This window comes from Cetobacterium somerae ATCC BAA-474 (assembly GCF_000479045.1).
GTDB lineage: Bacteria > Fusobacteriota > Fusobacteriia > Fusobacteriales > Fusobacteriaceae > Cetobacterium_A > Cetobacterium_A somerae.
The window spans coordinates 806-4,463 of sequence record NZ_KI518062.1 but is presented as its reverse complement, the minus strand read 5'-3'; the positions used below and the strand labels follow the sequence as shown (position 1 = coordinate 4,463).

The 3,658-nt window shown below is 29.7% G+C and carries 5 protein-coding genes; all 5 read left to right on the top strand.

Annotated features, from left to right (window positions below):
- Positions 1 to 951: glycosyltransferase (locus HMPREF0202_RS00870; protein ID WP_023051588.1), on the top strand; the 951-nt coding region annotated here is incomplete at its 5' end.
- The gene (gene rfbA, locus HMPREF0202_RS00865) at positions 951 to 1,817 is read left to right on the top strand and encodes a glucose-1-phosphate thymidylyltransferase RfbA (RefSeq protein WP_023051587.1); all 867 of its coding nucleotides are present in this window, start codon (positions 951 to 953) and stop codon (positions 1,815 to 1,817) included. The genes HMPREF0202_RS00870 and rfbA, both read left to right, overlap by 1 nt.
- Positions 1,818 to 1,819: 2 nt before the next feature.
- Entirely contained in the window at positions 1,820 to 2,401 is a 582-nt protein-coding gene (gene rfbC / locus HMPREF0202_RS00860; protein WP_023051586.1) for a dTDP-4-dehydrorhamnose 3,5-epimerase, read from the top strand.
- Positions 2,398 to 3,252 carry a dTDP-4-dehydrorhamnose reductase gene (gene rfbD / locus HMPREF0202_RS00855; RefSeq protein ID WP_023051585.1) on the top strand — a complete coding sequence of 285 codons (855 nt, stop codon included), beginning with the start codon at positions 2,398 to 2,400 and terminating at the stop codon, positions 3,250 to 3,252. Before rfbC ends, rfbD begins: the two co-directional genes overlap by 4 nt.
- Positions 3,252 to 3,658 (top strand): GDP-mannose 4,6-dehydratase (locus HMPREF0202_RS15450; protein ID WP_023051584.1); only part of this gene is annotated, 407 nt, incomplete at its 3' end. The genes rfbD and HMPREF0202_RS15450, both read left to right, overlap by 1 nt.

Below are 3,658 nucleotides of genomic sequence, written 5' to 3'. Positions count from 1 at the left end.
AATTCAGATAAATTAACGTATAAGTTAAATCCTGAAATAGAAATAGAGTATTTATTTTATCCTAAAGGAATAAAATCTAGATATATGAGGGGAGTTATAAAATTTATAAAATATTTAAATATAATTAAAAAATTATATTTAGAAAAGGAAAGTATAATAATAGGGACAGATTATTATATTAACATAATTATTAGTTTATTAGACAAAAATACTGTGGGAATGGAACATGTAATATATGAATCAACACCTAAAAAAATTAGAAAAATAAAATTAAAAAGGTATAAAAAACTAAAAAAATTAGTAGTAGTTAATAGACACGATTATACTGCATATGAAAAAGAAAGTATATGCATAAATTATATACCTAATCCAAATTCTTTTGCTAATTTTAAAGAAGAGGTTAAAAAAGAAGCAGAAAAAAAACAAATTTTGTCGATAGGAAGACTAGAAAATGGAAAAGGATTTGAAAATTTAATAGATATATGCAGTGAAGTTTTTAAAATCAAAAAAGAATGGGAGCTTCATATATATGGGAAAGGAAGTTTAGAAACTAAATTAAAAGAATTAATAAAATTAAAAAAAATGGAAAACAATATAAAACTAAAAGGAATTAATAGAAATTTAGAAAAAGTATATCCAAATTATAAATTTTTATTATCAGCTTCAGAAATGGAATCATTTTCTTTAACATTAATTGAAGCTCAAACATTTGGGTTACCAATAATATCGTATGATTGCCCTTGGGGGCCTCGAGATATAATAAATAATACAAAAGATGGATATTTAGTAGAATGCTTTAATAAACAGGAGTTTAAAAATAAAATTATAAATCTTATAGAAAATCAAAATAAATTAAAAGAAATGTCTTTAGAAAGCATAAATAATTCGAAAATGTTTAATAATGAAAACATATATAACTATTGGAAAAAATTATTTGAGGAGTTGGATTAATGAAAGGAATCATATTAGCAGGAGGGTCTGGAACAAGATTGTATCCAGTAACAAAAGCAATCAGTAAGCAAATAACACCAATTTATGATAAGCCACTTATCTATTATCCACTGTCAGTACTTATGTTAGCAGGGATAAAAGATATCTTAGTAATATCAACCCCTAGAGATATTGGAACTTTTGAAGAGTTATTAGGTAATGGAAGTGACCTAGGTCTTAAAATAGAGTATGCTATTCAAGAATGTCCAAATGGTCTTGCAGAAGCATTTATTATAGGAGAAAACTTTATAGGGAACGATGCATGTGCATTAGTTCTTGGGGACAATATGTTCTATGGTCATGGACTTACAGGAATAGTTCGTGAAGCTGCTAAAAGAGAAACTGGAGCAACAATATTCGGTTATTATGTAAATGATCCTAAATCTTTTGGAGTAGTAGAGTTTGATGAGAATGGTAAAGCTATATCTCTGGAGGAGAAGCCGGTAATACCAAAATCTAAATTTGCGATTCCAGGACTATATTTCTATGACAACACTGTAGTGCAAAAAGCTAAAACTGTTAAGCCATCTCACAGAGGAGAGTTAGAGATAACAACACTAAATGAGATGTATCTAAATGAAGGTACATTAAATGTATTAAGCTTAGGTAGAGGAATGGCATGGCTTGATACAGGAACTCATGATGGACTTTTAGAAGCATCGAACTTTGTAAAAACAATTCAAAGTAGACAAGGTGTAATGGTAGCTTGTTTAGAAGAGATTGCCTATAAAAATGGATGGATATCTAAAGAGAAGGTAGAAGAGTTAGCAAAACCATTATTAAAATCGCATTATGGTGAGTACCTAATGAACTTAATAAAGGAGTAGTCATGAGTAAATTTAAAAGAGTTGAAACAGGAATAAAAGATTTAATAGTAATAGAGCCAACAGTATTTGGAGATAAAAGAGGATTTTTTATGGAGAGTTACTCTAAAAAAGATTTTTCTGAAATAGGAATGGATGTAGAATTTGTTCAAGACAATCACTCTAAATCTAAAAAAGGTGTATTGAGAGGGTTACACTTTCAAACGCAACATGTTCAAGGAAAACTGGTTAGAGTTACAGCTGGAGCAGTTTTAGATGTAGCAGTAGATCTTAGAAAAGATAGCCCTACTTTTGGAAAACACTATTTAGTAGAATTAAGTGCTGATAATAAAAAGATGTTTTATATTCCAGCAGGATTTGCTCATGGATTTTTAACATTAGAGGATAACACTGAGTTTCAATACAAGTGTACAGATTATTATGCACCAGAGTTCGATTCAGGAGTATTATGGAATGACACTGATATAGGAATAGATTGGAATTTTGAAAAGCATGGATTATCAGCAGATGAAATACTACTTTCTGATAAAGATAAAAAACAACAAACATTAAAAGAGTTTGTAGAGAGTGGTGTGGTAATAGGATGATACTAATTACTGGAGCTAATGGACAATTAGGATATGATTTTCAAAGAATATTTAAAGAAAGAAACCTAGATTTTATAGCAACTGATTATAAAGAGTTAGATATTACAAATATAGATGCAGTAAGAAAGTTTGTAAAAGATAAAAATATAAATCTTATTATAAACTGTGCGGCTTACAATAATGTTGATAACGCAGAAGAAGAGGCAGAGATGTGTTATAAACTAAACGCTTATGCACCAAGAGATTTAGCGTTAGTAGCTAAAGAGGTAGGGGCAGATTATATAACATATTCTACAGACTTTGTTTTTGATGGAAGTAAAAAAACTGCTTATACAGAAGAGGATATTCCTGCACCACTTTCTGTGTATTCAGAAGCTAAGGCTGAAGGAGAAAAATTAGTATTAGAGGCTTATGATAAAAGTTTTGTAGTAAGAACATCATGGGTATTTGGAATAGCTAATAATAACTTTAACAGACAAGTTATAAACTGGAGCAAATCTAGAGATATACTAGGAATAGTTGATGATCAAGTATCAGTTCCTACATACTCATATGATTTAGCATTGTGCTCTTTAAAATTACTAGAAACTAAAAAATATGGGCTATATCACCTAAGTAATAGTGGAGTAGCTTCAAAATATGATCAAGCAAAGTATGTTTTAGATTCTATTGGATGGAAAGGAATTCTGAATAGGGCTAAAAGTAGTGACTTCGTTCTTCCAGCTAAAAGAGCTGAGTACTCAAAACTTGATAGTAGCAAATTAGAAGAAGCTATAGGAGAGAAAATTCCAACTTGGGAAAGTGGGATAGATAGATTTCTAAACGAGATGAGAGAGAAGGGGGAACTGTAATGAAAACTTATTTAGTAACAGGTGGAGCAGGATTTATTGGTGCTAACTTTGTTAAATATATGCTAGAAAAGCATGGGGATATAAAGTTAGTTGTGCTAGATAAACTAACTTATGCTGGAAATCTTGGAACAATAAGAGAGGAATTAAAAAATTCTAGAGTTTCTTTTGTTAAAGGAGATATCTGTAATAGAGAACTAGTTGAAAATATATTTATGCAACATGATATCGATTATGTTGTAAACTTTGCAGCAGAGAGTCATGTAGATAGAAGTATTGAAAATCCAGGGATATTTTTAGAAACAAATATACTTGGAACACAGAATCTAATGGAAGTTGCTAAAACTTTCTGGACTGTTGGAAAAGATAATAATGGGTATCCAATCTATAAAGAGGGAAAAAAATTCCA